General features: G+C 41.8%; 15 protein-coding genes, 1 tRNA gene and 1 other RNA gene. 14 read left to right on the forward strand and 3 right to left on the reverse strand.

Features of this window, described 5'->3' with window-relative positions; genetic code table 11:
- Window positions 1-15: 15 nt before the first annotated feature.
- The 5 genes from CSQ79_RS07955 (at window position 16) to CSQ79_RS07975 (ending at window position 4,985) form a co-directional block, all read left to right on the forward strand.
- On the forward strand, window positions 16-507 hold the full coding sequence (locus tag CSQ79_RS07955; protein ID WP_099700626.1) for a pentapeptide repeat-containing protein: 492 nt from the start codon (window positions 16-18) through the stop codon (window positions 505-507).
- Window positions 504-1,622 (forward strand): 5-(carboxyamino)imidazole ribonucleotide synthase, encoded by a 1,119-nt coding sequence (locus tag CSQ79_RS07960; protein WP_099700702.1) that lies wholly within the window; start codon window positions 504-506, stop codon window positions 1,620-1,622. The genes CSQ79_RS07955 and CSQ79_RS07960 overlap by 4 nt, the downstream gene beginning before the upstream one ends.
- Before the next feature lie 133 nt (window positions 1,623-1,755).
- A non-coding RNA gene (ssrS, locus tag CSQ79_RS07965) (6S RNA) lies at window positions 1,756-1,942 on the forward strand.
- A 304-nt stretch (window positions 1,943-2,246) separates the two neighbouring features.
- Window positions 2,247-3,515, forward strand: a complete 1,269-nt coding sequence (locus CSQ79_RS07970) for a M16 family metallopeptidase (RefSeq protein WP_502693914.1) — start codon at window positions 2,247-2,249, stop codon at window positions 3,513-3,515.
- Between the two features lie 177 nt (window positions 3,516-3,692).
- Window positions 3,693-4,985 (forward strand): M16 family metallopeptidase, encoded by a 1,293-nt coding sequence (locus tag CSQ79_RS07975; protein ID WP_099700627.1) that lies wholly within the window; start codon window positions 3,693-3,695, stop codon window positions 4,983-4,985.
- A gap of 141 nt (window positions 4,986-5,126) precedes the next feature.
- Here CSQ79_RS07975 and CSQ79_RS07980 read toward each other — a convergent pair whose 3' ends face one another.
- Together CSQ79_RS07980 and CSQ79_RS07985 are read right to left on the reverse strand one after the other, a co-directional pair.
- Entirely contained in the window at window positions 5,127-6,173 is a 1,047-nt protein-coding gene (locus CSQ79_RS07980; RefSeq protein ID WP_099700628.1) for an oxidoreductase, read from the reverse strand.
- 74 nt (window positions 6,174-6,247) lie between these two features.
- The gene (locus CSQ79_RS07985) at window positions 6,248-7,852 is read right to left on the reverse strand and encodes a sodium:solute symporter (protein ID WP_099700629.1); all 1,605 of its coding nucleotides are present in this window, start codon (window positions 7,850-7,852) and stop codon (window positions 6,248-6,250) included.
- 605 nt (window positions 7,853-8,457) lie between these two features.
- Here CSQ79_RS07985 and CSQ79_RS07990 point away from each other — a divergent pair.
- From CSQ79_RS07990 to CSQ79_RS08010, 5 genes are all read left to right on the forward strand, one after another.
- On the forward strand, window positions 8,458-10,269 hold the full coding sequence (locus tag CSQ79_RS07990; RefSeq protein ID WP_099700630.1) for an iron uptake porin: 1,812 nt from the start codon (window positions 8,458-8,460) through the stop codon (window positions 10,267-10,269).
- A gap of 96 nt (window positions 10,270-10,365) precedes the next feature.
- Window positions 10,366-10,512 (forward strand): ribbon-helix-helix protein, CopG family, encoded by a 147-nt coding sequence (locus CSQ79_RS07995; protein ID WP_099700631.1) that lies wholly within the window; start codon window positions 10,366-10,368, stop codon window positions 10,510-10,512.
- Between the two features lie 434 nt (window positions 10,513-10,946).
- The gene (locus tag CSQ79_RS08000) at window positions 10,947-14,294 is read left to right on the forward strand and encodes an FG-GAP repeat protein (RefSeq protein WP_099700632.1); all 3,348 of its coding nucleotides are present in this window, start codon (window positions 10,947-10,949) and stop codon (window positions 14,292-14,294) included.
- 532 nt (window positions 14,295-14,826) lie between these two features.
- Window positions 14,827-17,982, forward strand: coding sequence for a beta strand repeat-containing protein (locus CSQ79_RS08005; protein WP_099700633.1), 3,156 nt, complete (start codon window positions 14,827-14,829; stop codon window positions 17,980-17,982).
- 414 nt (window positions 17,983-18,396) lie between these two features.
- A complete protein-coding gene (locus CSQ79_RS08010) occupies window positions 18,397-21,459 on the forward strand; it encodes an FG-GAP repeat protein (protein ID WP_099700634.1) in 3,063 nt (1,020 codons plus the stop codon).
- 435 nt (window positions 21,460-21,894) lie between these two features.
- Here the strand turns inward: CSQ79_RS08010 and psbD are convergent, their stop codons facing one another.
- The gene (gene psbD, locus CSQ79_RS08015; protein WP_099700635.1) at window positions 21,895-22,950 is read right to left on the reverse strand and encodes a photosystem II D2 protein (photosystem q(a) protein); all 1,056 of its coding nucleotides are present in this window, start codon (window positions 22,948-22,950) and stop codon (window positions 21,895-21,897) included.
- Window positions 22,951-23,275: 325 nt separating this feature from the next.
- Here psbD and CSQ79_RS08020 point away from each other — a divergent pair, with 325 nt between their 5' ends.
- The 4 genes from CSQ79_RS08020 to CSQ79_RS08035 all read left to right on the forward strand — a co-directional run bounded on the left by CSQ79_RS08020 (window position 23,276) and on the right by CSQ79_RS08035 (window position 25,200).
- A complete protein-coding gene (locus CSQ79_RS08020) occupies window positions 23,276-23,542 on the forward strand; it encodes a UPF0367 protein family (RefSeq protein WP_099700636.1) in 267 nt (88 codons plus the stop codon).
- Window positions 23,543-23,562: 20 nt separating this feature from the next.
- Window positions 23,563-24,234, forward strand: coding sequence for an energy-coupling factor ABC transporter ATP-binding protein (locus CSQ79_RS08025; protein ID WP_099700637.1), 672 nt, complete (start codon window positions 23,563-23,565; stop codon window positions 24,232-24,234).
- 158 nt (window positions 24,235-24,392) lie between these two features.
- Window positions 24,393-24,992 carry an NYN domain-containing protein gene (locus CSQ79_RS08030; RefSeq protein ID WP_099700638.1) on the forward strand — a complete coding sequence of 200 codons (600 nt, stop codon included), beginning with the start codon at window positions 24,393-24,395 and terminating at the stop codon, window positions 24,990-24,992.
- A 136-nt stretch (window positions 24,993-25,128) separates the two neighbouring features.
- A tRNA-Asn gene (locus CSQ79_RS08035) sits at window positions 25,129-25,200 on the forward strand.
- Window positions 25,201-25,277: the final 77 nt, after the last annotated feature.

The raw sequence follows: 25,277 nt of genomic DNA on the forward strand, positions 1-25,277 counted from the left end.
CACTTGCTACCTAGTATGTTTTGGCGAAAACTAACTTTTCTTTTGTTGATTTTCATATTATCTCTTTGGGCGTTACCTGCGAAAGCTTTAGACTATCCGCCTCCTTTATCTTTTAGTAATGCTGAGTTGAAAGGGCGCGATTTTTCAGGACAAATGCTACGTGCATCGGAGTTTTCTAACGCCAATATGGAGCAAACTAATTTTACCGATGCTGACTTAAGAGGAGCAATCTTTAGTGCTTCAGTAATGACTAAAGCAAATTTACACGGTGCAAACCTGACAAATGCAATGGCGGATCAAGTTAACTTTACTGACGCCAATTTAAGTGAAGCAGTTCTTGCAGAAACAATTTTACTGCGCTCTGTGTTTGATAATACAGATATTACCGCTGCTGATTTTAGTGATGCCATTCTAGATGCTGTACAAGTGAAAGAATTGTGTCAACGTGCTAGTGGTGTGAATCCTACAACTGGTATTGATACGCGAGAATCATTAGGATGCAGATAAAACGAGTTGGTGTCATTGGTGGCGGACAACTTGCTTGGATGATGGCAATTCCAGCCCAAGCAATGGGTATAGAATTAGTGATTCAAACACCTAATTCTGACGATCCGGCAGTGGCGATCGCCTCGGATACAATTTTTGCTGCTATTGATGATGCTGATGCTACCAAGGAATTAGCACGTCGCAGCGATGTCATCACTTTTGAGAATGAATTTGTTGATTTAACTGCGTTATTTCCTCTAGCTGCAAGTGGTGTTTGCTTTCGCCCTCGCTTAGAGGCATTATCTCCTTTACTTGACAAGTATCACCAACGCTGCTATCTAGAAAAGCTGGGCATACCACAACCTAAGTTTACTCTCCCACCTGACACTTGTTTAAAGTTTCCCATTGTTTTAAAAACTCGTCGTCATGGTTATGACGGTCAAGGTACATTTATTATTAAAGACCTAGCGACTTTGCAACAGAAGTTAGATACTTCACACAAGTCTTCAGAAGTGCTTTTAGAAGAGTTTATCCCTTTTGAGCGCGAACTTGCTGTTATTGTGGTGCGATCAGTTAATGGTGATGTTGTGACGTTCCCCATTGTAGAAACTCAGCAAGAAGATCAAGTGTGTCGGCGTGTTATTGCACCAGCAGATATCAGTGCTTCTGTCGCTCAAGAAGTTGAAGCGATCGCATCTAAACTAATGACTAGTTTACAGGCGGTTGGTGTATTTGGTATTGAGCTATTTCTCACAAGAGATCAACAAGTATTAGTCAATGAAATCGCTCCGCGTACCCACAACTCTGGACATTTTACAATTGATGCGTGTACAACTTCGCAGTTTGAGCAACATTTACGTGCTGTATGTGACTTGCCACTAGGTCATGCTGGCTTGACGTGTAGCGGTGCAGTGATGGTTAATCTTTTAGGTTACGAACAGGCACAAGACGATTATATTGAGAAGCGAGCGCAAATTAGCGAAGTTCCCCACGCACGCGTTCATTGGTATGGTAAGCAAGAATCGCGTCCAGGGCGTAAACTTGGTCATGTTACAGTGTTGTTAGATGAACATAATCCGCAAGCGCAAGCGATCGCTCATCAGATCGAATCACTTTGGTATCCTCAGCCCAATTAAGTAAATATTCTTATTTCAACCCTCATGAGTGCAAATTGCAGGGTTTTCAGTGTTTTGTACCTTACAGATGAAGCTAAATTAAAGTTATCGACAACTAACGACACCACACAAATTAATCGCTATAATAAATAAAGTTCCACTGCAGCGTTGGTGACTGCCAATAATGTTTTTGGATCTATGCTTTGTCGAATTAGGGAACCACTGAGTTCTAGCGGCAGTAGACCGAGCTTAGCTACTCGGAAACTTTAAGTTAGAGAAGAGGTACCCACCTGGATTTATCCAGGTCTAAAACTGAGGTAAAACGGCACTGCGGTGAACTTAAGCATCATAAGGCTCTCTTGGTTTTAACTAAGAGAGTTTTAATTATTGGTAAGTGGTAATGGGTAACTGGTAATTGGAAATTGAGATAGTGTATCTCGTATTTACAATTGGTGTTTTCTAACTAAGATGTTGGATCACTAAACATAATTTTTCATTGAGTTAGTAGCTTGAAAAACTAGAGTCAATTACCTATTACCCATTACCAGTTACCACCAGACTATTTCTCTATGCTGTATCAATTGCTGCGAAATTGTTATCCAGGATACGTTAGGATAATTAAATTCTGATTCAAGTTGCGCTACTTTGTCTCCATTGCTGACTACTCCAGTATTTCCAGCGGCTGTTTTTCGGCTAGACAATGGTTTAACAATTATTCATCAGTATGTCCCTGCTACCCCTGTTGTTGTTGTAGACGTTTGGGTACGTGCTGGTGCAGTTTGCGAGCCAGAACCGTGGTATGGTATGGCACACTTTCTCGAACATATGATTTTTAAGGGCACCTCAGTCATACCTCCAGGGGTCTTTGATTACGCGGTTGAAAACTTAGGAGGAACGACAAATGCAGCCACAAGTCATGATTACGCTCATTTCTTCCTAACAACTGCTGCGCCATACCTCGAAGACACACTACCATACTTAGCAGAATTACTTCTCAATGCGGCAATTCCTGAAGAAGAATTTATCACAGAACGCGATGTTGTTCTTGAGGAAATTCGTTGCGCGTATGACGACCCTGATTGGATAGGCTTTCAGGCTTTGGGCGCAAGTATTTATCAGCAACATCCTTATGGGCGTTCAGTACTGGGTAGCGAGACAGACTTGATGCAGCAATCACCTGAAGCGATGCGTTGTTTTCATCACGCGCACTATCAGCCAGAAAATATGACTGTAGTCATTGTCGGTGGTATTGCTCAAGAGTCTGCAATTGACATTGTCAGTCAAGCTTTTCAGGAATTTGCACCGCGTAGTGAGTGTCCGCAAACCGAGATTGCAGTCACTGAACCGTTACTTGCAGGAGTTCGCCGTCAAGAAATCTATTTACCTAGATTAGAGCAAGCACGATTATTAATGGCTTGGACAGCTCCAGGAGTAGATCAGTTACGCAATGCATATGGCTTAGATCTACTTTCTGTGCTACTCTCCGAAGGTCGTTCATCGCGATTAGTGCGCGAGTTACGCGAAGAACAGCACTTAGTTCAAGGAATCACGAGTAATTTTTCGCTGCAGCGCGACTCTAGTTTATTTACAATCACTGCTTGGTTAGAACCAGAAAACTTAGAACGAGTGGAGTCATTAATTCGCGCGCACTTAGAAGATTTACAAACAACCCTTGTGACTTCAGGAGAATTAGCGCGGTGTAAGCGTTTACTCTGTAACGATTATGCATTTTCAACCGAAACTCCTAACCAAATGGCAGGGCTTTATGGTTACTACAATACAATTGCGCAAGCAGAATTAGCGGTTATCTATCCTGAACAAATTCGCTCTTTTCAAGCAGATGAGATACAGCAGTTAACACAACAATATCTCTCACCATATTCTTATGCAGTGACAACTCTCAATCCCTGCTAGCCTAAAGTAAGGGGTCAGGCGTCAGAGGTCAGAGAGTTTAAGTGAGTTATGAGTATCGAGTCATGAGTTAAGAAAATTCCTTTAATTCAAAACTCAAAACTGGTCACTAGTTACTAATCACTATTACCTCGCCCCTCGGACAAACTCGCCTCTCACATTGCACGAATAGACAGATAGATGAAAACGGATAACGGACAATATATCGCGATCGCATCACCACCTCATAAACAGATTACCCGCACGGTTTTAAGTAATGGCATTGTTGTACTTGTAACCGAAAATCCAGCTGCAGATATTGTGGCTGCGAGAGTATTTGTAAAAGCAGGAAGTTGTCGTGAAGCAGCACAGCAATCAGGATTAGTTCATCTACTTAGTTCGGTACTTACCAAAGGAACACAAAAACTTTCTTCGTTGGAAATTGCGGAGCAAGTAGAATCGGTGGGAGCAAGTTTAGGTACTGATGCAGCTGCTGATTATTTTTTACTGAGTTTGAAAACTGTTAGCTCAGATTTTCTAGAGATTTTAGCATTAGCTGCAGAAATATTGCGATCGCCTTCGTTTCCTGAACTAGAAGTCGAGTTAGAACGACGGTGGTTGATGCAAAACATTCGTTCACAGCAAGAACAGCCATTTACTATTGCGTTCGACCAATTACGTCAAGCAATGTATCAAAATCACCCCTATGCATCATCAGCATTGGGAACTGAAGTGACAGTAGCAAATCTCCGTCGTGATGATTTAATTGGCTATCATCAAATGTATTTTCGTCCCGATAATTTAGTTGTTAGTATTACAGGTCGCATTGCTGCAACAGCAGCCGTAGCTGCTATTGAAAAGGTTTTTGGGGATTGGCAAAATCCTGCAACTCTGATACCTGAGTTGCAATTACCTCATATTGAGCCACAGCCGTATCAAATTAATAAACCTCAACCCACCCAGCAATCAATTGTGATGTTAGGGTATCTTGCGCCGTCAGTACAGCAAAATGATTATGTTGCTTTGAAGTTACTGTCTACGTATTTGGGTAATGGACTTTCGAGTCGTTTATTTGTAGAACTGCGTGAAAAGCGGGGACTCGCTTATGATGTTTCCGCCTTCTATCCTACGCGTCAGGGAATCGCGCCTTTTGTCGTTTATATCGGGACAGCACCTGAAAATACCGCGATCGCCCTCGAAGGACTAAGAACAGAAGTTGAGTTACTCTACACGCAACCACTAGAAGAATACGCCCTGCAAGCCGCTAAAAATAAGATTCTTGGACAATACGCTTTGAGTAAACAAACAAATGCTCAGATTGCTCAAGCCTACGGCTGGTATGAAGCGTTAGGATTAGGAATTGCATTTGATACACAGTTTCAGCAACAAATTGCGGCGGTAACTGCACAGCAGTTGCAACAAGCGGCTTGTCGTTATTTTCTAGAGCCTTATATATCGATAGTTGGTCCAGAAGAAGCGATTTCAGTAATTTAAATTCCTTCGATTAAAGTCAAGTCTACTAGATCAAAGTGTGCAAAGGCAAACTATAAGTAATAAAGTTATGAGTAAGTCCACCTCTGTGGACTTTGTTTATCTAGTAGCGAATTTATTTACACTTATGCAGGAGGTCTAGTGTTAGTAAAAATTTAGGGTACGTCTTTGCGCGTGACTTTCCATTGCCCGCTCAATAATTTGAATTGTATTTCTTGCTTGTTCTGGTTTGACAATGAGTTTTGATTGCTGAGTAATAGCATCATACACATTTTGGTAATATGCCGGATAACAACCAGGGAGCGTTTCAATTTTTCCGTAAAAATGTAATCCGTTAATATCAGTATTCAGCGTACCCCAGCTTTCTTGTGATTCTTTACCCCAGTCAATACCTTCAGGAAGTCGCCCTTGTTTCAGTGCATCTTCTTGCGGGTCCATACCATATTTAATAAAAGAACCTGCTGTACCATGCAAGATAAAATGTGGTCCCAATTCTCTAACTAATTGACCAGCTTTTGCTGTAACTTTTAGATTGCCGAAATTTAAAATTAACTCAAATGCATCTGCTGTTTTTACCCCTGGGCGCTGCATTCTAATGTCAGCGGTTACTGTATCTGGTAAACCAAAAAGATCTAGTGCTTGATCGATTAAATGCGAACCAAGATCGTACAAAATACCTGATCCTGGTTCGTCGTATTCACGCCAGTTTGTTTTAATTTGGTTGCGAAAGCGGTCAAAATGCACTTCGTATTCAACTAAATTCCCTACTAAACCATTTTTAAGAATCCGCTTAACAGTAAGAAAATCACCATCCCATCTACGGTTGTGGTGTATGCTAAGTAATCTGCCGCGCTGTTGTGCTAGTTCAATTAACTCAGTGGCTTGCTGTGACGTTGGGGTAAAAGGTTTTTCGACAACGACATGTTTATTTGCGAGTAGTGCTTTTTGAACTAACTCAAAGTGCGAAGTATTTGGTGTAGCGACAACGACAAGATCGATATTCGGATCTTGTAATAGTTCCTCAGTGTCATTGACTATTTCTACCCAGGGATAACGGTTTTGACATTTAGTACTGCGTCGTTCTACGACTTTGGTTAGTTTGAGTTCGGGTATAACTGCGATCGCAGGCGCGTGAAAAACTTCTCCAGCCATTCCATATCCAATTAATCCCACCCGCACGACTTGATTCATATTGATACTACATCTCCATGAGGGTATGGCGTAGGAAAGAGAAATATCTCTTTCCTTTAATCATCTGCGATCGCCTAAAACACCGCAGGGCTAAAAATGACCCAGAATACAACAACAATTACTGCTAAACTCGCACTATATATGACATTTTGACGGTGTACATTTCGCGAACCAAGTGCTTTTTGTACTCTTTGCTCTGATGTCAAGAACATACTGAGATGCTTTTGACTCGGTGCTGCGCTTGTCAAACTCACGAGTACTAAAATAAACACCGAAACCACAAACAATAAAATCGCAAAATGCAAGAAGTTAATGGTAGCGTAGGCAACTAACGGTCTCCAAGTAATCCAACCGGCATTTGTTCCAAGTTCAGCAATAAATCGAATTGCACCCAGAATAAATCCAGCAATCAGAGTATTAATTGCACCTCTACCGTTAGCGCGTTTCCACAAAAGTCCCACTAAGAATACAGCTGCGATCGGGGGTGAAATATATGCTTGTACTGATTGAAGATACACATACAATTGATCGCTCATCAAGCCAATAAATGGCAGCCAAAGTAAACCAGAAATGACAAGAACAATTGTTGATAGCTGCCCAGCACGAACTAGTTCTCTTTCACTCGCCTCAGGACGCCAGCGCTTGTAGAAGTCCATTACCACTAAGGTAGAACTGCTGTTGAATACGCTTGATAGCGAACTCATCAAAGCTGCAAGTAAGCCAGCAACAACCAAACCTTTAATTCCCGTTGGTAGCAGTTCATTAACCATTGTGGCGTACATCTGGTTAGGAGCAACATCGGGAAAGAGTTCTCTACCAGCAATCCCAGGAAGTACAAGAATAAAAACTGGTAATAACTTCAAAAATCCAGCAAAAATTGTTGATCGCCTTGCGTTTTCAATATCTGGAGCTGCCAGCGTTCTTTGCACAATCATTTGATCTGTACACCAGTACCAAAGTCCGAGAATAGGTGCACCGAACAAAATTCCTGTCCAAGGAAATTCAGGGTGATTGACACTCTTCCACAAATTGAAGAATTCGGGTTCAGCGCGTTGTACAAAGGGACCAAAACCACCGACATCGGTAATAGCGATCGCTGTTAGAAAAATTCCACCCCCAATTAGAATAAATGCTTGCAGAAAATCTGTATAAATGACTGCACGCAAACCTCCAAAAACTGTGTACAATCCTGTTGCCACAATTAAGACAATCGCACCTAGCCAAATATTCCATCCCAAAATTGTTTGCAGAACCAGTGCCCCTGCATAAACTGCTACGCTAATCTTGGTGAAAATGTATGCAATTAGAGAAACAATAGATAAGTACGTGCGGCATTGCGTATTAAAACGCTTCTCCAAAAACTCTGGCATTGTAAATACGCCAGTACGTATATAAAACGGCACAAACAGCCACCCTAGTAGTAGCAGCATAAAGCAAGCAATCCATTCAAATTGCCCTACTGCTAAACCTGAACTCGCGCCTGTACCAGCTAACCCAATAAAGTGTTCTGCAGATATATTGCTAGCAAACAAACTAGCACCAATCGCCATCCAACCAATTCCACCACCACCTAGAAAGTATGATTTACTACTTTCTAAACTTGATCTACTTGACCAGTAGCCAATTGCACCAACAGCAACAAAGTAAGCAATGAGAACAAAGATATCTAACCCACTCACAATAACCCTCCTCAAACTCCAGTGATTCTACTGAAGACAAAGCATCAACTTTAACCTGTATCAACAATTCAAGACAAACCTTCACAAATTTTTATGCATATTTTCCTTTCTTTCTGCTACTAACTTGACAGAGAAAATATACTTATTTGAACTAAGTAAAATTGAAAAATAAGGAGTCAGGAACTTATCTAGTTCCCTATTTCAACTACTAAGATAATCGGGCAGCTTGATTGAGATCCTCATTATATAATTAATTTCACTGCAAGAACTAAGTTGCTATCGCTCTTAAGATAGATGTTGATAGTTCTTATTTCCATTATTCAGATAAATCTAGGTAAATCCTGATTGTTGAGATTATTTTACCTTAATAAATACAAAATCGTTGCTCTTCTATTAGTCGGCTAAATGTTTTATTTTTGTAAAGTGTTGATGATATAAACAGACTAATTTTTATAAAATTATGTGAGTGATTGAACAACCTAGTATGCCTGCAAGCAAAGAAATATAGAACTTGTAAGGCTAATTTGTGCGTGCAATGTCTACTAAAGGTGTTGCTCTGTTTTTGCTAACACGCAGCTCAATCGAACAGAGCAAATTGAGGAGAAATGAAAAAAAAAACACACTACGTTTTAGTTCCACTTGCAACTGTTATAACTGCAAATTTAATTGGAACAGTTCCCACATCTGCACAAGTTATTCAAGAAGATATTGAAGGTTCTGCTGAACCAAGTATTGTTGAAGAACAACCTGGAGTTTTGAGCAAATCTCAACAAAGTTTAGCAATTGAATTAAGTGCTGAACTAGAGAAATCAACATTTGTAGCAGATAATTCTATATTGCAAAATGATAGTATATCTACTGTAAAGTCATCACAAACAAATACTTTATCAGTTGATGTATTGGCTGCAAATAATCAACAGCCAATGGCGCAAGTGACTTCTGTATCGCAACTATCAGATGTTCAACCTACTGATTGGGCATTTCAAGCATTACAGTCATTAGTTGAACGTTACGGTTGTATAGCTGGTTATCCTGACGGTACTTACCGAGGTAATCGCGCATTAACCCGATATGAATTTGCTGCTGGTTTAAATGCTTGTTTAGATCGTGTTAATGAGTTGATCGCTACAGCAACCTCTAATCAAGTTACGAGAGCAGATTTAGACGTTTTGCGTCGATTGCAAGAGGAATTTACTGGAGAACTAGCGACTATACGCGGTCGTGTTGATACTTTAGAAGCCCAAGTTGCTGAATTGGAAGCAAACCAATTTTCGACTACAACGCGGCTAAATGGAGAAATTGTTGTAGGTGCTACTAGCGTCTTAGCCGGAGACAATGCAGCAGGACAACCAATTGATCGCATTCCTACGCTAGGTCAACGAACGCGTCTTAACTTAGAGACAAGTTTTACTGGTGCAGATCTGTTAACTACACGTCTACAAGGAAACAATATAGTACCTCTTGGCGGTACAAACAGTGGTCCTACACTCACAAACGAAGGTCGGGTAGAATTTGACGGTGACAGTGGTAATGACATCGGACTAGCATTATTGCGATATCGCTTCCCAATCACTCCTAGAACAAACGTCTACCTTGCAGGTGTAGGTAATGGTTTTGTTGACTTAGATGCTTCTTCCCAACTTAACCCTTACTTTGATGGTGGTGCTGTTTCGCTGTTTGCGCTGCGCAACCCAATTTATAACTACAGTGGTGGTACTGGATTAGGTGTAAGACATCTGTTTAGTGACAACTTGGAATTAAATTTGGGTTATCTTGTTCCTAGCCTCAATGCAGGAAGATCTGCAGAAAAAAACGGTTTATTTGATGGTAACTATGGCGCCTTGGCACAGGTCATTTTTAGCCCTAGTGATAATGCCAGAATTGGATTAACGTATATTAATAGTTACAGTCGTTCGTTCTTCTTTGGTGAAGGTTTAGATCCCCAACTTAATCCAGACTTTATCCCCTTCGGAACAAGTACTGGTAGTAACTTGTCGAATGACACTTTTGGCAGACCTGTTTCAGTTAATGCTTATGGCGTATCAGGAACATTAGGGCTTGGTGCTAACTTGGCAGTTAGTGGTTGGGTAGGATATGCCAACCAACGCTATATTGGGAGAGGAGATGCAGATGTTTGGAACTGGGGAGTGGGGCTTGCCTTCCCTAATCTAGGTAGAGAAGGCAACTTAGGCGGTATTTTTGTAGGAATGGAACCTAAAGTCACAGAAATCTCAAGTACTATCAATGGTGGACAAGCCGATCCGGATACTTCACTCCACCTGGAAGCGTTCTATAGATATCAGTTAACAGACAATATCCAAATTACACCTGGTGTAATTTGGTTGACTGCACCAAACCACAATGCAAATAATGATGACATCGTTATTGGTGTATTGAGAACAGTATTCCGCTACTAATACTGTTAGCTAGCTGCCACAATTCCTGAGAAGCTAAGCTTGTGGCTTTCTTGGCTGTGTCATAATGATACCATATTGGTACAGTGGAGCATAGCTATGAAGGAGAAAAAGCACAGTTTGACCCTCAGGCTTGATGATGTGGAGAAAGAGAAACTAGAAAAGCTAGCAGAAGCTTCAGGGTTAAGTTTAGCAGCAACAATGAGACAACTCATTAGAAACGCTAAAGTTAAGAGCAATACTTAGCTTAATTCTACTAACTGTGCTGTAGTCACTAAGTAGTGATGAAAGAGTCCCTCTAATATGGGACTCTTTATTTATTGGTGTGAAGTAAGCGCGATCGCATTTCTCTAATCTCAAGTGATCGCGATCGCACTTATTACCTAACTCAAGTCACAAGTATTTTTGTTGGTTTTTATCTAGCTTGACAACTATTCAAAGCTTTGCTGTAATGAACTTTCTTAGATTTAACTTTACCAAAAATTTATATTTTGTTGAGCTTTTTCATCTATTCTATATTTTAGAAGAAAAATTGATTCTTCTTTTACAAAAGATTAATAAATAAAGATTTGGATTGCATATTCTCTTAACAGAAAGACAACTACATTTTTCCAGCAATTAACCAAATTAAAAACAAATTAATCGTTGGTATTTCCTACAAACTTAAAGTAAAAAATCTTATGGTAATCATCCGAGGCACACCTAGTAACGATACGTTAGTTGGTACGCGATTTGCTGATACGATTTATGGCTTGGTAGGCAACGATCTACTACTAGGGCTAGCGGGTAGTGATACGCTCTACGGTGGATTAGGCAATGATACGCTCAATGGTGGGATAGGAATTGATTCTCTGATAGGTGGACTCGGAAACGATGTCTATGTTGTCAATAATTTGAGAGACACAGTTGTTGAAGCTGCCAACGCAGGGATAGATACTGTACAGTCTTCTTTGTTAAGTTACGATCTCCCAAGTAATGTCGAAAATCTCACACTCATTGGCAGTCGCAACATGAATGGCGGAGGTAATGCACTTGCCAATCGCATTATTGGTAACAGTGGCAACAACTATCTCTACGGTGATGCGGGAAACGATACGCTCTACGGCGGTGCAGGAAACGATACTCTTAATGGTGGAAGTGACAACGATATTCTCTACGGTGGTGAGGGGAATGACGCACTGTATGGCTATGCAGGAAACGATACGCTCTATGGCGGCACAGGAAACGATACTCTTGATGGTGGAGATGGCAACGACGTTCTCTACGGTGGCACAGAAAATGACAATCTTTTCGGCAATGCTGGAAGTGACATTCTCTACGGTGGCGATGGTAACGATACCCTAAGCGCGAGTAGTATCTTCTCTCGTTACAATATTTTTTATGATTTTTTATTTTTTGAAGGCGATGGAGAGCCGGATATTCTCATTGGTGGCGATGGTAATGATACGTACATTGTAGGTGAATCAGGCGATCGCATCATAGAAGCACCCAATGCCGGTAGAGATACAGTTATTACTTATAGCAGCTATATCTTGGGAGATAACTTAGAAGACCTGACACTTGCTGAGCAAACATATTCAAGTTCTAGCATTAATGGAACAGGCAACCGTTTAAATAACGTAATTATTGGCAATTCATCTAGTAACACTCTGCGGGGTAAAGCTGGTAGTGACTTGCTCAATGGCGGTAGAGGTGAGGATATCCTCATAGGTACAGATCGTGGCATTGCTGAACGAGATACGTTAACTGGTAGTGCTGGTAGAGATATTTTTGTTTTGGGGAATGCAACAACTATTTTTTATGATGATGGCAACCCAATAACTCCAGGTTTTAACGATTATGCTGTCATTACAGACTTCGACATTAACGAAGATGTCATTCGACTGAATGGCAAACGCGCAGATTACTACTTAACCACTTCCCCAAGGGGTTTGCCAACGGGTACAGCACTCTTTCATAAGCAACAAGATGCAACGGATGAACTTATTGCAATTATCCAAAGCACTACAGCGTTGGATTTGAATAGTGCTTATTTTAGCTTGACAGAGAGTGGCAGTAACTTGTTTGTACTGGAACTTGATGGTAGCAATGGCTTTACCCTGCAAGGAGACTATCGTTTTCCTTCAGGTTCCTCAGTGAGTAGTGCTGATATTAACGGTGATGGATTTGATGACATCATTATTGGTGGTGTCAGCGGTGTTGGCGGTAGTGGGCGATCGCTAGGCTATGTTGTGTTTGGTAAAGCTTCTGGAATTAACTCTCGTGTTGATTTAACAACTCTTGATGGTAGTAATGGCTTTATCCTACAAGGACTTAATTACTACGACTTTCCCAACATTTCCGTAAGCAGTCCTGGCGATATCAACGGTGACGGGTTTGCCGATATTGCAATTAACTTCAGTGGTTCCTCTCGAAACTTCGACTACAACAGTGGTTTTGAATATGAGTTTGGAGCGCGAAGCTATGTCATATTTGGCAAAGCTTCTGGGTTTAGTGCCAACGTTGATTTAAATAACCTTAACGGTAGTAATGGTTTTGCTTCTGATTTTCCTGTACTAGCTGCAGGGGATATTAACGGTGATGGGTTCGATGACATGCTTATTTCTGGTAACTATGTCGTATTTGGTAAAACCTCAGAATTTGATGCCCGCGTCGATTTGACAACACTTGATGGTAGCAATGGCTTTTTCCTTGAGGGAATTCCTAATGATATCTATTACGGTTTTGATTTCTCAGTGAATAGTGCTGGAGATATCAATGCTGATGGTTTTAATGACATCATTGTTGGTGCTCCATTTGCTGACCCTGATGGTCGTGCTAATGCGGGAGAAAGTTATGTTGTATTTGGCAAAGCTTCAGGATTTGATGCCCGTGTGGATTTGACAACACTGAATGGCAGCAATGGCTTTATTTTGCAAGGAATTAACACCAATGATCGTTTGGGTGACTCACTAGGAAGTGCTGGAGATATTAACGGTGATGGTTTTAATGACATTATTATTAGTGCTTCTGGCGCAGGAGAAAACTACATCGTATTTGGCAAAGCCGCAGGATTCGATGCGCGTGTTGATTTAACGACGCTTGATGGTAACAATGGCTTTGTTCTTGGGGGAATTAACGCCTATGACGATTTCTCATCAAGATTCTCACTCAGTAGGGCTGGAGATGTTAACGGTGATGGGTTTGATGACCTTATTATCGAAACTCCTAGGTCAGCAGAAAGCTATGTTGTATTTGGCAAAGCCGCAGGATTCGATGCGCGTGTTGATTTAACAACGCTTGATGGTAACAATGGCTTTGTTATTAGTGATACTCTTAACCACTATTTTGGTCGCTCACTTGATAGTATTGGTGATATCAACAGTGACGGCTTTGATGACATTATCATTAGTATTCCTAGTGCAAATCCTAATGGTCGCGCTAATGCAGGAGAAAGCTACATTGTATTTGGCAAAGCCTCTGGCTTTGATGCTCGTATCGATTTAACAAATTTTGATAGTAGCAATGGTCTTGTCCTGCAGGGAGTTAATACTAATGACCGTTCTGGCTCCTCAGTAAGCAGAGGGGATGTTAACGGTGATGGGTTCGATGACATCATTCTTGGTGCTCCTGGTGCTGATCCTAATGGTCGTGGTGGCGGAGAAAGCTACGTGATTTACGGACAGGACTTTAGACAAAGAGTGACCGGTCAAGGAATAGCAGACAATGACATTCTCATTGGTGAAAGAGGTAATGATACCCTGCGTGGTGATGCTGGCGACGATGTGCTCATCTTCAACCCTCAAAACCGCCGCATGGATGGCGGTAGCGATGCAGATACTTTAGCGATTAATACCAGGCTACTCAATTTATCCGATTCAACCGATCAATTAACTATCAAAGGAAACAGTGGTGAATCAATAGTTTCGACAGGACAAGGATGGCTATTTGATGCAACTACAATACTTGATGGCAAACAATACAACTGTTACATTGCTGGACTTGCCAATCTTTTAGTCAATACAAATATTACACAAACACTCAGTTGAACGACGAATATCTGATGCAGTTACTAGACCTGCTGCATGAATCACACTCTTCCTACGACTCCCTTCTGGGCTATCCAAGCAAAGTGTACCTTCATACACTCAAAGATTTGCCTTCTAGCAGTAAGTTCACCTTTGTGGAATTTGTTGATTTAGCTGGCTAATTCATTCTCTCTTTAATTGTTGCAATGAAGTCAGTGCGATCGCATTTTATCAAGTGATTACGATCGCACTTATTACCCGACTCAAATCACAAACAATTGTATTAGCTTTTACCAAACTCAATACTCCTCCAAAGCCTTGACATAGTGGACTATCCTTGATTTAACTTTACCAAAAATTTATATTTTATTTTATTTTTTCACCTATTCTAAATAGTAGAAGAAGGGTTTCATATCTCTGGACAAATTGTTAATAAATGGACATTTAGATTGCATACTTTATAACACAAAAATAATTCAAGAATTTAAGTATTTATCTAAATGTAAGTAAGTTACTTGTTTCGATCTACACAAAAGTAGCACAAGGAATTTTTATGGCATTTATCCGAGGCACTGCTAATAATGAGACTTTAATAGGTACGCGATTTGCTGATACGATTTATGGTTTGGCAGGCAACGATCTGCTGCTGGGGTTGCCTGGTAATGACACTCTCTACGGTGGAAGAGGTAACGATACTCTCAATGGTGGGGCGGGAATTGATTCTCTAATTGGTGGTGTGGGAAATGATGTTTACATCATCAATAATCTAGGCGATATCGTTGTTGAAGCTGCCAATGCAGGAATAGATACTGTACGGTCTTCTGTAAGATACACTCTTCCAAGTAACGTCGAAAATCTCACACTTGTTGGAAATCGAAATATCAGTGGTTCAGGCAATGGACTTGACAACCGAATCATTGGTAATAGTGGCAACAACGCTCTCTTGGGCGGTGAGGGCAACGATACTCTCTTTGGCAGAGCAGGCAACGACACTCTGAACGGCGAAGGTGGTAGCGACATCCTTTTTGGTGGTGACGGTGACGATACTCTGATTGCAAGTAATGTTTACATCCGCCGGAGTTTCTTTTTATACGACTTTCTCTTTTTTTATGGAGACGGAGATCCAGATATCTTAATTGGTGGTGATGGCAATGATACATACATCGTAGTTGAGTCAGGCGATCGCATTATTGAAGCTCCTAATGCAGGTATTGATACAGTTATTGCCTACAATAGCTACTCCTTAGGAGATAACATAGAAAATCTCACGCTTGCTGAACAAGGAGATTTTAGTTCTGGTATTAGTGGCACAGGCAACCACTTAGACAACATCATTATTGGCAATTCATCGAGTAACACCATACGAGGACAAGCTGGTAATGACTTTCTTGATGGTGGTGCAGGTGACGATCTTATTGCTGGTACAGATCGCGGTATTGGTGAAATAGACACGCTGACGGGTGGAAGTGGCAGCGATCGCTTTATTTTAGGCAGTGCCACAACTGTCTTTTACAATGATGGCAACCCGACAACTCCTGGTTTTGGCGATTATGCCTTGATTACAGACTTCAACTCTGATGAAGATACCATTCGACTCAACGGCAGACGTTCAGATTACTACTTAGCCACATCCCCCGAAGGCTTATCAACAGGCACAGCACTCTACTATAGGCAACAAGGTGCAACTGATGAACTAGTTGCCATTATCCAAAGCACTACAGCACTTAATATTAACGAAGCTTACTTTAGCTTCAACAACAACGGCGCTAACTTGTCTTTGTTTGAACTCGACGGCAGTAATGGCTTTACTTTGCAAGGTGACTTCCGTTTTCCTTCTGGTCGCTCGGTAAGTAGTGCAGGAGATGTCAATGGTGACGGGTTTGACGACCTCATCATTGGTGGAGGTAGCAATATATTTACCGGATTGTCGCGTAGCTATGTAGTCTTTGGTCAAGCTTCTGAGTTTGATGCTAATGTCCAATTAGCAACTCTTGATGGCACCAACGGCTTTGTCATTGAGGGGATTGATAACTATGACTTTTCTGGAGTTTTAGTAAGTAGTGCTGGTGATATCAATGGTGATGGTTTTGCTGATGTTCTGATTGGTACGAGTGGTTCCTCTCGTAGCGGCTTTGATAATTATGGTACTCGCATATATAACTCAGGAACACAAATATATGTGGTATTTGGTCAAGCTGCAGGATTTGATGCTCGTCTTGATTTAGCAACTCTCGATGGTAGTAATGGTTTTGCGATCGAGGGGAAGAATGTTGATGCCATAGGCTCTATTTCCTTTCCGCTTTCAATAAGTAATGCAGGAGATGTCAACGGTGATGGCTTTGATGACATCATTATCGGCACTTCTGATGCTAATCTTTATGGTCAAACATCTGCAGCAGAAAGCTATGTGATATTTGGCAAGGAGACAGGATTTGATGCTCGTCTTGATTTGGAAACACTTGATGGTAGTAATGGTTTTGTTCTGCAGGGAATTGATTTGAGTGGTTACTCTGCTGCTATTTCAGTAAGCAATACGGGAGATGTCAATGGTGACGGGCTTGATGACATCATTATCGGTGCTTCTGGTAGGCAAGAAAGCTATGTGATATTTGGCAAAACCACAGGATTTGATACCCGCGTTGATGTTGCAACTCTCGATGGCAGCAATGGCTTTGTCGTTGATGGAATTAATATTAGTAATGACTCTACTAACATTTCAGTAAGCAATGCCGGAGATGTCAACGGTGACGGGCTTGATGACATCATTGTTAACGCGCCTGGTGCGCAAGAAAGCTACGTAGTATTTGGTAAAACCACAGGATTCGATGCCCGTGTTGATGTCGCAACTCTCGATGGCAGCAATGGTTTTGTGATTGAGGGCAACAACTTTGCATTAAGTAACGCTGGAGATGTCAACAGTGATGGTTTTGATGACTTGATCATCAGTGGTGCTTTTCCTAGCAGAGAAACCTATGTAGTATTTGGCACTTCAAACTTTGATGCTCGTGTTGATCTGACAACAATTGATGGCAGCAATGGCTTTATCATTAACAGCAACAATCTTGCCATAAGTAGCGCAGGAGATATCAACGGTGATGGCTATGATGACATAATTTTAGGCGCTCGTGGTGCTAGCCCTAATGGTCGTGTTGGTGCAGGAGAAAGCTACGTCATCTATGGTAGAGACTTCACACAAGGCGTGACTCGTCAAGGCACAGCAGGCAATGACCTACTCATTGGCACTAATGCCGATGACATTCTCATCGGTGGACTTGGCAATGATACTCTGCGTGGTGGCGGTGGTAGTAATGTTCTCTACGGTGGTGCTGGCGATGATGTCCTCATCTATAGTCCTCAAAACCGCCGCATGGATGGTGGTAGTGGTACAGATACCTTAGCTGTTGATGGTAGTGGCGTCACACTTGATTTAACTGCAATCCCCAACAACCAAATTCGCGGCGTTGAGATTATTGACTTGACGGGTACAGGCGACAATACTTTGCAACTAACGCGCTTAGATTTACTCAATTTGTCTGATTCAACCAATCAATTGATTGTCAATGGTAACTCTGTCGACTCAATTATCTCGACTGGGCAAGGTTGGCTGTTTGATACGACAACAACTCTCGATGGCAACCAATACAATCGTTACACTTCTGGCGTTGCCACTTTGTTAGTTGATACAGATATCACCCGTACTCTTAGTTGAATTTAAGCAACTGTACTCATTGATAGATAGTTTTTAAAGTCCCAACAAGTAGTGGGACTTTTTTAGTGTACAAATAACACTACATTGTGACTTGAAACAATCAATTATTGCGATCGCTCTCACTACTTACCATGCTATTAACCTATTAGAGTTTTCCTAGCACCAAACTTTACTAAAGCTTTATCTAACTGAACTTATTTCACTTTGGCTTTACCGAAAATTTATATTTTGATGTAGCTTTCCACCTATTCTACATATTAGAAGAAAAGTTTATATTTTTCGACTAATTATCAAAACCTGAGCATTTAACTTGCATATTTCCTAACAGAAAATGACCTGACTACATGACGTTTTCCTAAAACATAAGCAAGTTGTTTGTCTCTAATCTTATGCAAAAAAGCAGAAGGAACCATTATGGCAATCATTCGAGGCACCCTCGGTAACGATAAGCTAGTAGGTACGCGATTTGCTGATACAATTTATGGCTTGGCAGGCAGCGATCTACTACTGGGGCTAGCGGGTAATGACACACTCTACGGTGGTAGAGGCAATGATACTCTCAATGGTGGCGCGGGGATCGACTCCCTCATTGGTGGTGTAGGCAACGATGAATATATTGTTGATAATGTCAGTGATAAAGTTGTTGAAGCTGCTAACGCAGGCAGAGACACTGTTAGCTCTACAGTAGGTTATACCCTTCCCAATAATGTCGAGAATCTCATCCTCACTGGAAAACGCAACATAAATGGCACGGGTAATGCACTTGCTAATGAAATAATTGGTAACGATGGCAACAATATCCTTGCTGGTGGTGCAGGAAATGACCTCCTTTATGGTGATGCAGGAAACAATACTCTTTATGGAGGTACAGGAAACGATACCCTCAGTGGCGGTGCGGGAAACAACCTACGTTATGGTGGTAATGGCAATGATACTTACATTCTAGAGCAGCTAGGCGATCGCATTATTGAATTTGCCAACGAGGGTGTAGATACGGTTATTGTTTATCACACCTATACCTTGGGAGATAACTTAGAAAACCTCACCCTTGCCAATACACTGGTTGACATGAATGGCACAGGCAACAGCTTGAACAATGTAATCGTTGGTAATTCATCCAATAATATTCTACGCGGTAAGGCTGGGAATGACTCACTTCATAGTGGTGAGGGCGGAGATATCCTTATAGGTACAGAGCGCGGCATAGCAGAAAAAGATACACTAACAGGTGGAAGTGGTAGAGACGTATTTGTTTTGGGCAATGCCACAACTGCCTTTTACGACGATGGCAACCCAACAACTCCAGGTTTTGGCGATTATGCCCTAATTACAGACTTTAATCCCAACGAAGATTTTATCCGGCTCAATGGTAAACGCTCAGATTACATCTTAGCCGCTTCGCCAATAGGCTTACCAACTGGCACGGCAATCTTTCGCCAGCAACAGGGTGCAACGAATGAATTGATTGCAATTGTTCAAAGTCTTCAAGCTTTAAATTTGAATGGCGACTATTTTTTAACAGATAGCAACAACCTGTTCTTATTTGAGCTTGATGGCAAAAATGGCTTTGTTCTTCAGGGAATTAATAGTGGAGATAGTGCTGGCGCTTCAGTAAGTAATGCAGGCGATATCAACGGTGATGGGTTAGATGACATTATCATTGGTGCTCCGAGTGCTAATCCCAATGGTCGCGTTAGTGCAGGAGAGAGCTATATTGTATTTGGCAAAGCCACGAGATCTGATAATTCTATCAATCTAGCAAATCTGAATGGCAAAAATGGGTTTGTTCTCCAAGGGATTAATAGATACAGCTATTCTGGTCGTTCAGTAAGTAATGCAGGCGATATCAACGGTGATGGGTTTGATGACATTATCATTGGTGCTCCGAGTGTAGGAGAGTTATATACTGGTGAGGCTAGTAGAGCAGGAGAAAGCTACATTGTATTTGGCACATCGAGATTCGATGCTCGTGTTGATTTAGCAAATCTGGATGCCAACAATGGCTTTGTTATTCAGGGAAGAGGTTCCTTTAGCAAATTTGGTTCCTCAGTAAATAATGCAGGCGATATCAATGGTGACGGGTTTGATGACCTCATTATTGGCGCTCCTGGTAGTTCTCCCAAGGGTGTCTATCCTCCCCCAGGAAAAAGTTACATTGTATTTGGCAAAGCTTCAGGATTTAATGCCCGCGTCGATATAGCAAATTTGTATGGCTACAGCAGCTTTGTTCTCCAAGGAATCAAGGACTCTGACTATTCTGGTCGTTCAGTAAGTAATGCAGGCGATATTAATGGCGATGGGTTAGATGACCTCATTATTAGCGCTCCTGGTGCAGGAGAAAGCTACATTGTATTTGGCAAAACCGCGAGAGCAAGTTTCGATTTAGCCTCTCTCGACGGCAACAACGGCTTTGTTCTTCAGGGCGGCTCTTCAGTCAACAATGCAGGCGATATCAACGGTGATGGGTTAGATGACCTTATTATTGGCGCTCCTAGTGCTAGTCCTAATGGTCGCTCTCATGCAGGAGAAAGCTATGTTGTATTTGGCACGTCGGGCTTTGATGCGCGTGTCGATTTAGCCTCTCTCGATGGCAACAATGGCTTTGTTCTTCAAGGAAGTAATGCTTATAACTCTGTTGGTAGCTCAGTAAGTAATGCAGGAGATGTCAATGGTGATGGGTTTGATGACATCCTGATTGGTGCTGCTGGTGCCAGAGGAAGCTATCTTGTATTTGGCAAAGCTTCAGGATTTGATGCACGTGTCGATTTAGCAACTCTCGATAGCAGCAATGGCTTCGTCTTTCGGGCAAATACAGATGGATATTCAAGTTTCTCAGTAAGTAGTGGAGGAGATATCAACGGTGATGGCTATGATGACATGATTTTAGGCGCTCCTAGTGCTAGTCCTGATGGTCGCTTTATTGCCGGAGAAAGCTACGTCATCTATGGAAGAGACTTCACAGGAAGCGTCACACGTCAAGGAACAGCAGGCAATGACTTACTCATTGGCACTAATGCAGATGACATTCTCATCGGTGGACTTGGTAATGATACTCTGCGTGGTGGTGGTGGTAGGAATGTGCTCATTGGTGGTGCAGGCGATGACGTACTCACTTTTAGTGCTCAAAACCGCTGCATCGATGGTGGTAGTGGTACTGATACGTTAGCCATCAATGCCAGTGGACTTACTCTTGACTTAACCCTAATTCCTAATAACCGCATTAGTGGCATTGAGATTATTGACTTAACGGGTACAGGTAATAATGCTCTGCAACTGACGCGTTTAAAGTTACTCAATTTATCTGATTCAACCAATCAATTGATTGTTAAAGGTAACGCTGGCGACTCAATTATCTCGACAGGGCAAGGATGGCTTCTTGATACGACTGCAACACTTGACGGTAATTTATACAATCGTTACCTTTCCGGTGCTGCCACTTTGTTAGTTGATACAGATATCACCCGTACTCTTAGTTGAATTTAAAACACCCACACTACCAATTACCAAATACCCTAAAAAAACTATCCGCTCTCACAGGAGATCAAGGAGATCTAAGTGAGAGCGGTCTAGTTGGGTCTTCAGATTGGAACCAGACTGCCGGAAGGAACTCCGAAAATCAGCCTAGCTAATTGAGTCGTTTTAGTCTCTCAAATTAAGACTAAAGCTAACTTTTAGAGAACAGCCCCGGCGCACAGCCGGCTTGCTCCAACCTGATGACCCACGCATTTACTACTTTCTATCATGGGCATCACCTCCTTGTTGCCTAAGCGGACTAAATCTCTAAAGGGCAGAGTGTTTAGCTCTGGGTTTGTTCAACCTTATTCAAGATAACACATGATTTTCTAATTTTGACTACAAATAGAAAAATCCCTACCTTTTCAGGCAGGGACTTCTAGACTATTTCAAGCCGCCTTACAAAGCATTACCACGAGGCAATACTTCTTCAGGGAATTGGAAATGCTCGTGAGGCTGGTCTTGGGGAGCCATCCAAGCCCGAATACCTTCATTGAGCAGAATGTTTTTGGTGTAGAAAGTCTCGAACTCAGGGTCTTCCGCAGCACGTAACTCCTGAGAAACGAAGTCATACGCCCGCAAATTCAGTGCTAAACCAACAACACCTACCGCACTCATCCACAAGCCTGTGACAGGCACAAACAACATGAAAAAGTGCAACCAACGCTTGTTGGAAAAAGCAATCCCAAAAATCTGCGACCAGAAACGGTTGGCTGTCACCATGCTGTAGGTTTCTTCCGCTTGTGTTGGGTTGAACGCACGGAAGGTGTTTGCTTTGTCGCCGTCTTCAAACAAGGTGTTTTCTACTGTCGCACCGTGAATTGCACACAGCAATGCGCCACCTAATACTCCGGCTACTCCCATCATGTGGAAGGGGTTGAGTGTCCAGTTGTGGAATCCTTGGAAAAATAGCAAAAAGCGGAAGATTGCTGCCACTCCAAAGCTGGGGGCAAAAAACCATCCTGATTGTCCCAAGGGGTACATCAAGAACACGCTGACAAATACTGCGATTGGTGCACTGAATGCTAGCGCGTTGTAGGGTCGTACTCCTACTAGTCGCGCAATCTCAAATTGCCGGAGCATGAATCCAATCAGCGCAAATGCGCCATGCAAGGCGACAAATGTCCACAATCCGCCCATTTGACACCACCGTGTGAAGTCCCACTGCGCTTCTGGCCCCCACAAGAACAGCAATGAGTGTCCCATGCTGTTTGCTGGTGTTGATACTGCTACTGTTAGGAAGTTGCATCCTTCTAAATATGATGATGCGATCCCGTGTGTGTACCAACTTGTCACGAATGTTGTTCCTGTTAGCCATCCCCCTAGTGCCATGTATGCACAGGGAAATAGCAATATTCCTGACCACCCGATGAATACGAAGCGATCTCTCTTTAACCAGTCGTCTACGACGTCAAACCATCCTCGACTCGCTGGTTGTCCTACTGCTATTGTCATAGCAAAAACTCCAGATCTTATAATTTCATGCTAGAATCGTCTGCCTTTTCTGGTAATTTTACAACTACCCAGAGCAGGATATGAGTTGATTTGTCAACTTAGTTTACGATTCTTTACTTATTCTAATCATAGTTTTACTATTAAATGCCGTTTTGTGACAATATCCTTGACAGAATTTAATCTTTATTTAAGCTAAATGAGGCAAATCACAGACAAAATTATTTAGCATCTATCAATTGATATAAGTAAACATTGCCTATTGTGGCTCTCTAGGTAGTTAAAATGAGAATGAGATTTACAATTGCTAAGTACACAAATAGTTACAATGTTTAACATTGATTTGACGCTCAAAAACACGCCCTTTCCACTTTCTGTGCAACGCAAGGTTGCAGAAGACGCAGAAGCTGTCTATCAAAAGCTTTTGCAAGCAATGCAGTCTGGTAGTACTGAAATCGTAGAATTGACCTGCGAGAGCCAAACAGAGAAAAAAGTAGCTGTACGAGCTAGTGATATTTCTAGTGTCCAAATGTCTCAAAAAACAGGGACAGCGGCTGGCGGTAGACCGCCTGGCTTTTTTGCATTAGCAGAGTAAACCTAACAGTTGGTGGTCATATGGCTGATGCCATTCAGGCGCGCGATTTGTGTTTCAGTTGGGCTAATGGTGAGGATGTTTTAAAGTCCTGTAGCTTAGAAGTCCCTCAGGGTGAGTTTTGGATGCTGCTAGGGACTAATGGTAGTGGAAAATCAACCCTATTAAGATTGCTAGCAGGTTTATTAACTCCTCAATCTGGTGAAATTAATGTTATGCCGCCAGTGGGTTTTGTATTTCAAAACCCTGACCACCAATTGGTCATGCCAACTGTTGGCGCTGATGTTGCTTTTGGATTGGTAGAGGAAAAATTATCTCCTAGCCAAGTACGTCGTCGTGTTGCAGAAGCTCTATCAGCAGTAAATTTATTAGAGTTACAGCGAAGACCAATATATGCTCTAAGTGGCGGACAAAAGCAACGAGTCGCGATCGCAGGTGCGATCGCACGGCAAAGTGAAGTACTACTATTAGACGAACCTACAGCTTTACTCGATCCTGATAGCCAATTAGACTTGGTTGCACAAGTAAAACGCTTAGTTAAAAGTCGTAATTTAACTGCATTGTGGGTAACACATCGCTTGGACGAACTCAATTATTGTGATGGTGCTTTTCTTTTAGAAAAAGGCTTTTTAGTAGATCGTGGAGATCCTAAACGGCTTCAACAACGTTTAATGCAAGTAGGCTTAACCTCATAGTGTAATTTTTCCTGAAAAAAAGAGTGAAACAACCATCTACATATAAGCTTGGTTGTTTTGTGTTACTAGTATATCTACCGAAATGTTATAGGATATACCTCGATTACTATTAAGATATGAATAAATAATGTTAACTTTAGCAATATTTGCTGTTCATCATGCCCCGTTCCATACCACAGGCTGTCCTCCTAGTTGACGGCTATAATATCATTGGTGCTTGGTCTTGCCTAAAAAAGATTCGAGATACTGACGGATTAGAAGCGTCGCGCTGGCAACTCATTGAAGACCTCACAAATTACAGTGCGTATCAAGGTATAGTGACTCAAGTTGTTTTTGATGCTCATTATCAAAACACTTGTAGCAACTATGAAGTCATTACAGAAAGTCTATCAGCGTACTACACCAGTTTTGGAGAAACCGCTGATACTTACATAGAAAAGGTATGCGCTGCTTTTCGACCTTATCTTCGAGGCACCTTACCTATCAAGTCAACAAAAAATAGCAAACTACCAGTTTATTCCCAAAGTTCGCGGATAATCGTTGCTACTTCAGATAGGGCACATCAATTAACAGTTGTAGGTTATGGTGCAGAATGGTTGTCTGCTGCACAACTTAAGTTTGAGGTACAAACCACAGCGCACCGAGTTCGACAAAAAAATAAGTCTCGGCAACAACCGTCTAGCCGTTTTTTAGCAAATTCTATAGATGCTAAAGCTAGACAGCGCTTATCAGAGATGAGAATGGGAACAAAGAAATAATGGTTGTATCAGCTAGCGAGAACGCTGCATCAATGTGTAAGAGAGAGCCTCAGGTTACAGAAAAGAGCCTGAATAATTTTTTTTTCCAAAACACTTGCCAAATGCGATCGTTTACTATTAATATAGGAATTCGCAATCCTCAGTAGCTCAGTGGTAGAGCGGTCGGCTGTTAACCGATTGGTCGTAGGTTCGAATCCTACCTGGGGAGTTTAAAACAACATCGAGATGCAAGACTTACAGCGGTTGGCTTACGTTGTTGCTGAGTACAAATAAGCTGTCAAGTCT

Origin of the sequence: Gloeocapsopsis sp. IPPAS B-1203 (genome assembly GCF_002749975.1) — a bacterium.
Taxonomy (GTDB): domain Bacteria; phylum Cyanobacteriota; class Cyanobacteriia; order Cyanobacteriales; family Chroococcidiopsidaceae; genus Gloeocapsopsis.

Bases quoted from the DNA above. Each gene is read 5' to 3' on its own strand.
- CSQ79_RS08025 (WP_099700637.1), top strand. From the start codon at position 23,563: ATGGCTGATGCCATTCAGGCGCGCGATTTGTGTTTCAGTTGGGCTAAT.
- CSQ79_RS08030 (WP_099700638.1), top strand. From the start codon at position 24,393: ATGCCCCGTTCCATACCACAGGCTGTCCTCCTAGTTGACGGCTATAAT.
- CSQ79_RS07990 (WP_099700630.1), top strand. From the start codon at position 8,458: ATGAAAAAAAAAACACACTACGTTTTAGTTCCACTTGCAACTGTTATA.
- CSQ79_RS08005 (WP_099700633.1), top strand. From the start codon at position 14,827: ATGGCATTTATCCGAGGCACTGCTAATAATGAGACTTTAATAGGTACG.
- CSQ79_RS08010 (WP_099700634.1), top strand. From the start codon at position 18,397: ATGGCAATCATTCGAGGCACCCTCGGTAACGATAAGCTAGTAGGTACG.
- CSQ79_RS08020 (WP_099700636.1), top strand. From the start codon at position 23,276: ATGTTTAACATTGATTTGACGCTCAAAAACACGCCCTTTCCACTTTCT.
- CSQ79_RS07975 (WP_099700627.1), top strand. From the start codon at position 3,693: ATGAAAACGGATAACGGACAATATATCGCGATCGCATCACCACCTCAT.
- CSQ79_RS07980 (WP_099700628.1), bottom strand. From the start codon at position 6,173: ATGAATCAAGTCGTGCGGGTGGGATTAATTGGATATGGAATGGCTGGA.
- CSQ79_RS08000 (WP_099700632.1), top strand. From the start codon at position 10,947: ATGGTAATCATCCGAGGCACACCTAGTAACGATACGTTAGTTGGTACG.
- psbD (WP_099700635.1), bottom strand. From the start codon at position 22,950: ATGACAATAGCAGTAGGACAACCAGCGAGTCGAGGATGGTTTGACGTC.
- CSQ79_RS07995 (WP_099700631.1), top strand. From the start codon at position 10,366: ATGAAGGAGAAAAAGCACAGTTTGACCCTCAGGCTTGATGATGTGGAG.
- CSQ79_RS07955 (WP_099700626.1), top strand. From the start codon at position 16: ATGTTTTGGCGAAAACTAACTTTTCTTTTGTTGATTTTCATATTATCT.